The sequence below is a fragment of the Pseudonocardia pini genome (genome assembly GCF_013870575.1).
Lineage (GTDB): Bacteria > Actinomycetota > Actinomycetes > Mycobacteriales > Pseudonocardiaceae > Pseudonocardia > Pseudonocardia pini.
This window is the reverse complement of sequence record NZ_JACBXB010000282.1, coordinates 1-6,537: the sequence shown is the minus strand read 5'-3', so window position 1 is coordinate 6,537 and position 6,537 is coordinate 1. Positions and strand designations below refer to the sequence as shown.

Here is a 6,537-nt window from a genome sequence, read left to right as displayed (position 1 = left end):
CCGGCCGGAGACGACGGCGCCTGTGGGTCGCCGGTGCGGCGCTCGTGGTGGTCCTCGCCCTGGTAGCGGGTCTGCTGCTGTGGCGCGCGGAGGACCCGCGGACGGCGAGCTGGGCACCGGTCGGTCCGCCGGTTCCCGTCGGGACGGCGCCGGTGGACGTCGAGCTGGGCGAGGGCGCGGTCTGGGTCGCGAGCGAGGACGGCTCGCTGACCCGGGTGGACCCGGAGACCCTGGTGGCGAGCCGGATCGACGTCGGCGGCGAGCCCGCGCAGGTCGTCGTCGCCGAGGGGGCCGCATGGGTGCGGAGCCGGACCGCCGTCACCCGGGTGGACGCGGCCACGGGCGCTGTCGCCGCGCCCGTCCCGACGCCGGAGCCCTCCAACGGCCTCGCGGTCGCGGACGGCGTCCTCTGGCTCACCCACTCCGCGGCGAACACCGTCTCCCGGATCGACGCGCGCAGCCTCCAGCCGGTCGGCGACCCGATCCCCGTCGGCCGGGCGCCCCGCAACGTCGTGGTGACGGGCGGCTCCGCGTACGTCGGCAACCGCGGGGACGGCACCCTGACCCGCATCGACGCGCGCACGGGCCGGATCACCGGCACCCTCCTCGTCGGCCAGGCCCTCGGTGGGTTCGAGGTGGACTCGGGGCTGCTCTACGTCGCGGCCGACGGGGGCATCGTGTCGGTGCGGCTGGACACGTTCGAGTGGGCGCCCCGCTACGACCCCGCAGGCTGGTCCTGGTTCCAGGTCGGGGACGGTCTGTTGTGGATCGTGCACGACGAGGGTGACCAGGCCGTCCGGCGTTACGACCTGGGGAGCCCGGCACCGCTCGTCGAGTCGGGTCCCGCGGTCCCGGGATTCGGCGAGAACGTGGTGGTCGCCCGGCTGGCGGCGGAGGCGCTGTGGATCGCGGAGCAGGACAGGCTCCTGAAGATCGCCCCGGACTAGCGGGGCACTAGACGTCCGCGACCGTCACCGCGCCGCGTTCGAGGGCCTCGGCGGCCAGGCGCACGCGGCGGTCCGGGCCCTCGGCCAGGCCGAACTTGCGGTAGAGCCGCAACAGGTGCTGCTGGACCGCGTCCTCGGTGACGACGAGCTCGGCCGCGACCTGACGGGCGGAGGCGGGCTGCGCGAACGTCCGACCGGCGAAGAACGGGCGGCACAGGGCCACCAGGACGTCCCGCTCCCGAGGGGTCAGCATGGGCGGCGGCTCGGCCCCCTCGGTGGCGGGTTGGTCCGCGGCCCGGGAGCGGAGCGTGACGCGGGTGCGGCCGAGCAGCAGCTCGTCGCCGTTGCGCATCGCCCGCAGCCCGTGGATCCGCTCGCCGCCGAGCAGGGTGCCGTTGCGGCTGCCCAGGTCGCTGACGCACCATCCGCCGCCGGTCCACTCCAGGACGGCATGCTGTCCCGACACCCGCGGGTCCCCGGCCAGCTCGACCGTGTTGCCCGGCCCGCGACCCACGCTCACCCGTGCCCCCGGCTCGCCGGCCAGGGGCACGATCGCCGTGCCGGACGGTCCACGCACCTCGAGGAAGTCGTTCACCACGCCTCCGTCCCGGTCGGTCTCTCCCGCGGTAGGCGTCGGCGACGGTCCGGACGGCGTTACCGGCGCGGCACCGGGACGCTGCGGATGCTCGCGTCGAGCAGCTGGACGGGGTGGAGCAGGGTCAGGTCGTCCCCGAGGTGCTTGGCGATCTGCAGCAGGCACCCCGGGTTGGCGGTCACGACGATCTCCGGTGTCACCGACCGCACGTTGGCCGCCTTGCGGGCGCCCAGCTCGTCGGCCGCCTCAGGGTTGATCATGTTGTAGATCCCCGCGGAGCCGCAGCACAGCGCCGCCTCCGGGATGTCCAGCAGCTCCAGCTCGGGGATGCTGCGCAGCACCGCCCGCGGCTGGTCCCGGACCCCTTGGGCGTGCCCGAGGTGACAGGCGTCGTGGTACGCCACCCGGGCCGCGACGGGGGAGCGGGGCGCCTGCGGACCCGCCTCGGCGAGCACCTCGCTGACGTCTCGCACGGAGTCGCTGAAGGCCTTCGCCCGCTCGGCCCACTCGGGGTCGTCGGCGAGCAGGTGACCGTAGTCCTTCATGGACGATCCGCAGCCCGCGACGTTCGCGACGACGTGCTCCACGCCGAGCCCCTCGAACGTCGCGACGGTCCGCCTGGCCCGCGCCAGGGCGGGCTCCTCGCGGCCGGCGTGCAGCTCGAGCGCACCGCAACACTGCTGGTCACGGGGCACGACGACGTCGAACCCCTCGGCCGAGAGCACCCGCACCGTGGCCTCGTTGACGCGGTGGAAGAACACGTCCTGCACGCAGCCGGACAACAGCGCGACCCGCCCGCGGCGCCGCCCGACGGCGGCGGTGTGCTCGGGCAGCCGCGCGAACGCCTCCCGGACGGTGACCGGCGGGAGCAGCGACTCCATCGCGGCCAGCCTGCCGGGGAGCGTCGCCGCGAGCCTGCGGATCGCCGGGACGGTGGCGAGCTTCTGGTAGAGCGCGCCGGGCAGGGCCGCGACGCGCAGCCTGCGCCTGTAGGGGAACAGCGCGAAGATCGCCTCGCGGAACAGCCGGTCCGCCCGCGTCCGTTCGACGTGCCGCTCGATCTGCGGCCGCACGGACTCGAGCAGCTTGTCGTACTGCACGCCGGACGGGCACGACGTCACGCACGCCATGCAGCCCAGGCAGGCGTCGATGTGCTGGTGCAGTGGCCCGTCGAGCCCGATCTCGCCCTTCTCGGCCAGGTCCATGAGGTAGATCCGGCCGCGCGGGGAGTCCATCTCCTCGCCCCAGAGCTGGTAGGTGGGGCAGGTGGGGAGGCAGAAACCACAGTGGACGCAGTCGTCGAGCAGCTCGCGCTGGGGCGGGTGGTGGTCGTCGAAGGCGCTGGGGCCGGTCTGCGGGAGGTTGGTGTCGGCGGAGCCTGCGGGGGTCGTGCTCACTCAGATCTCCCAGGGGTCGAAGCGGCCGGGACCGAGCCTGCGGTCCGGGTCGAACTGCTGCTTGACGGCGCGGAGCACGGCGAGCGCGCTCGGCGGCGGGCCCCAGGCGGGCACGTCGAGCCCGGAGACGGGGCGGGTGCGCAGCACGCTCGTCCCGCCTGCGGCGTGCACCTCGGCGTGGGCGTCCGCGACGGAGGCGACGGGCAGGGACACGGTGGCGACCCCGGTCCCGAGCCCCGCGGTGACGGTGCCGACGGGGAGCCGCTCCAGCAGGGCGGCCAACAGACCCGGCTTCGCACCGATCCGGAGCAGAGCCTCACCGGGCCGCCCACGGGTCAGCTCCGCGTGCTCGGCCCAGGGACCGGCCGCGTGAGCGCGAGCAGAGCGCGCTGCTCGCGGAGCCTCTGCCGTCCCAGCGGTCTCTGCCGTCTCGCGGTCGGCCACGGTGCCGCCGACCAGGGCCGTGAGGCGGTCGAGCCTCGCAGGCAGCGCCTCCTCGGTGGAGTCGATCCGGACGAGCAACCGCCCGCTCGACAGCCACTCGACGGCCGTCGGCTCCAGCTGCGAGGTCAGCACCTCGCGCGCCAGCCGGCCCCCCTCGGCCAGACCGCACTCCACCACGACCGTCCCGATCGCGGCGGGCACCGGGTGCAGCCGGAGCACGACCTCGCAGAGCACGCCGAGGGTTCCGTAGGAGCCGTGCAGCAGCTTCGACACGTCGAAGCCCGCCACGTTCTTGATGACGTGACCGCCCGACCGGACCACCGCGCCGTCGGACAGCAGGGTGGTGGTGCCGATGACCAGGTCCCGCATCGACCCGTGGACCAGCGCGGACGGTCCCGAGTCCGCGGTCGCGACCAGGCCGCCGACGGTGGCTCCGTCGCCGACCCGCGCGGCGTCGAACGACACGTGCTGGCCGTGCTCGGCCAGCTCGGCCTGGAGATCGCGCAGCGGGGTCCCCGCCCGCACCGAGACCGTCATGTCGCCGGGGTTGTGGGTGATCACGCCGGCCAGGCCGGTGGTCTCCAGCACCGCGTCGACGGGGCCGAGTCGCCCGGCCCAGTCCGTCGCCGTGCCCGCGCCGGTGACCGCCAACGGGCCCGCGGTGTCGAGGACCGCGGCGCGGGCGTCGGCGAGCGTGGTGGGTTTCAGCGCAGTCAGGGTCATAGCCGCTCGATCACTCCCGCCTCCTCCAAGGGGTGCGCCCTGTATGTGCCGGGCCGCTCCCCGCACAGCCGGGGCGTGGGCAGGACCTTGCCGGGGTTGCAGATCCCCGTCGGGTCGAAGGCCACGCGGACCCGGGACATCACGGCGAGGTCCTCCTCGCCGAACATCTTCGGCATCGAGCACGCCTTGTCCGTGCCGATGCCGTGCTCGCCGGACAGCGACCCGCCCAGCTCCACGCACAGCTCGGCGATCCGCCCGGAGAGGTGCTCGGCGCGTTCGGTCTCGCCCTCGGCCGCGCTGTAGAGCACCAACGGGTGCAGGTTGCCGTCCCCGGCGTGGAACACGTTGGCCACCCTGAGCCCGGCCTCGTCGCCCATGTCGGAGATGCGCTGCAGGACCTCCGCGAGCCGGGTCCGGGGGACCACGCCGTCCTGGACGAAGTAGTCCGGCGAGATCCGTCCGACGGCCGCGAACGCCGCCTTGCGCCCCCGCCAGATCGCCGCGCGCTCCTCCGGCGAGCCCGCGATGTGCAGCCGCGTGCAGCCGTGCTCGTCGCAAATGGCCTTGACCTGCGCGAACTCGCTGTCGCACTGCTCGATCGGGCCGTCCAGCTCCACGACGAGCGCGGCCGGGGTGCCCACGGTGTAGCCCGCGTGCACGGCCTGCTCGGCGGCCTCGATCGCCAGGGTGTCCATCATCTCGACGGCCGCGGGCACGATCCCCGCCGCCACGATGTCGCTGACCACCTCGCCCGCCGCGGCGATCGACGGGAAGTCCGCGAGCAGCGTCCGGACCGTCTCGGGGGTGCGCAGCAGCCGCACGGTGACCGAGGTGGTGATGCCGAGCGTGCCCTCGGAGCCCAGGAAGACCCCGCGCAGGTCCGGGCCCTGCTGCTCGGGGGAGTCCCCGCCGAGCGTGACGATCTCGCCGTCGGGCAGCACGACCTCCATCGACAGCACGTGGTTCGTGGTGAACCCGTACTTGAGGCAGTGCGCGCCGCCGGAGTTCTCCGCGACGTTCCCGCCGATGGTGCAGACCTGCTGGGAGCTCGGGTCCGGCGCGTAGTAGAGCCCGTGCTGCGCGACGGCCGCGGTGATCTCCAGGTTCGTCACCCCGGGCTCGACGACGGCGCGTCGGTTCACGACGTCGACCTCCCGGATCGTCTTGAGCCGGGACAGCGAGATCACCACGCCGTCGGCGACCGGGAGCGCGCCGCCGGACAGCCCGGTCCCCGCGCCCCGTGCCACGAACGGCACGCCGTTGCGGTGGCAGGCCTTGACCGCCCTGGCGACGCCCGCGGTGTCCCGCGGGATCAGCACGATCTCGGGCCGCACCCGGTAACCGGTCAGCCCGTCGCACTCGTAGGCGCGGGTGCGGACGGGATCGTCGACGACCTCGTCGGGCGCCAGGGACGCGACGATCGCGGCCCGGGCGACGGGATCGAGAGGCATCTTTCGACCTCCTCGTGGTGGGAACGGGTCGAGCGTAGGCGGGTGTGGGGCGGCCGGCTGTCTCGAAACCAGACGTTCGGTCAGGTGGCGGCGGTTGGGGTGTCTTCCGGTGATCGTCGTTTCGGCGCGGCACGCCGTGTTCGGCGCGGTTCCGCGTGCCGAGGTGGTGATCTTGGGTGGTCGCTGTCGGCGGGCCGGGGTGGTGATCGTTGTCTCGGCACCGCCTGCCGCGTTTGCCGCGGTTCTGCGTGCCGGGGCGGTGATCATGGGCTGGGGGTGGTGAGGCGAGTGACGGTGATCGTCCTCTCGGTACCGCCGGCCCGCCCTCGTTGCGGTTCTGCGTGCCGGGACAGGCTCTTGAGTGGTCGCCGGTGACGGGGCGGAGTGGTGATCGTTGTTTCGGCACCGCTTGCCGCGTTTGCCGCGGTTCTGCGAGCCGAAACGGTGATCATGGGCTTAGCTGGTGAGCCTGCGGACGGTGATCGATCCGTTGGCACCGCAGGGAGTGGTGATCGCGGTTCTCTATGTCAGCACTGTGGCCGCGGGTGGTCGCCCGCGACAGGGCGGAGTGGTGATCGTTGTTTGGGCACCGGCTGCCGCGTTTGCCGCGGTTCTGCGAGCCGAAACGGTGATCATGGGCTTAGCCGGCGAGTCGACGGACGGTGATCGTCCTCTCGGCACCACCGGCCCACCCACATCGCGGTTCTGCGTGCCGGGACAGTGATCATGACTGGTCGCCGGTGACGGGGCGGAGTGGTGATCGTTGTTTCGGCACCGCCGACCGCGTTTGCCGCGGTTCTGCATGCCGAAGCGGTGATCATGGCGGGGCTGGAACCGGGCTGGGGTGGTGGTCGTCGCCTCGGCGCCCGCGCTCTCCCCGCCGCTCCACGTGCCGAGACGGTGATCATGGGTCCCCGCGCGGCTCACGCGGTGGCGAGCAGGGCGCCGAGGCGACGGCCCGCGGCCACGACCAGGGGGGC

The 6,537-nt window shown here is 73.6% G+C and carries 7 protein-coding genes; 3 read left to right on the top strand and 4 right to left on the bottom strand.

Going from position 1 to position 6,537, the window contains the following annotated elements:
* A partial coding sequence (locus H5J29_RS16920; RefSeq protein ID WP_220187522.1) for a YncE family protein occupies window positions 1-947 on the top strand: 947 nt, incomplete at its 5' end.
* Window positions 948-954: 7 nt separating this feature from the next.
* Here H5J29_RS16920 and H5J29_RS16915 read toward each other — a convergent pair.
* From H5J29_RS16915 to H5J29_RS16900, 4 genes are read right to left on the bottom strand one after another with little or no spacing between them, the layout of a single operon-like run.
* The gene (locus H5J29_RS16915; RefSeq protein ID WP_181781921.1) at window positions 955-1,542 is read right to left on the bottom strand and encodes an FHA domain-containing protein; all 588 of its coding nucleotides are present in this window, start codon (window positions 1,540-1,542) and stop codon (window positions 955-957) included.
* Window positions 1,543-1,601: 59 nt separating this feature from the next.
* Window positions 1,602-2,939 carry a (Fe-S)-binding protein gene (locus H5J29_RS16910; RefSeq protein WP_181781920.1) on the bottom strand — a complete coding sequence of 446 codons (1,338 nt, stop codon included), beginning with the start codon at window positions 2,937-2,939 and terminating at the stop codon, window positions 1,602-1,604.
* Window positions 2,940-4,106 carry an FAD-binding oxidoreductase gene (locus tag H5J29_RS16905; RefSeq protein WP_181781919.1) on the bottom strand — a complete coding sequence of 389 codons (1,167 nt, stop codon included), beginning with the start codon at window positions 4,104-4,106 and terminating at the stop codon, window positions 2,940-2,942.
* The gene (locus tag H5J29_RS16900) at window positions 4,103-5,557 is read right to left on the bottom strand and encodes an FAD-binding oxidoreductase (protein WP_181781918.1); all 1,455 of its coding nucleotides are present in this window, start codon (window positions 5,555-5,557) and stop codon (window positions 4,103-4,105) included. The genes H5J29_RS16905 and H5J29_RS16900 overlap by 4 nt, the downstream gene beginning before the upstream one ends.
* Before the next feature lie 109 nt (window positions 5,558-5,666).
* Between H5J29_RS16900 and H5J29_RS16895 the strand changes: the two genes are divergently transcribed.
* Window positions 5,667-5,840: a hypothetical protein gene (locus H5J29_RS16895; RefSeq protein ID WP_181781917.1), complete on the top strand. Its 174-nt coding sequence runs from the start codon at window positions 5,667-5,669 to the stop codon at window positions 5,838-5,840.
* A gap of 180 nt (window positions 5,841-6,020) precedes the next feature.
* On the top strand, window positions 6,021-6,281 hold the full coding sequence (locus H5J29_RS16890) for a hypothetical protein (RefSeq protein WP_181781916.1): 261 nt from the start codon (window positions 6,021-6,023) through the stop codon (window positions 6,279-6,281).
* The last annotated feature ends 256 nt before the right edge of the window (window positions 6,282-6,537 follow it).

Excerpts from the sequence above, each read along its gene's own strand:
- H5J29_RS16905 (WP_181781919.1), bottom strand. The coding sequence starts at position 4,106 with ATGACCCTGACTGCGCTGAAACCCACCACGCTCGCCGACGCCCGCGCC.
- H5J29_RS16900 (WP_181781918.1), bottom strand. The coding sequence starts at position 5,557 with ATGCCTCTCGATCCCGTCGCCCGGGCCGCGATCGTCGCGTCCCTGGCG.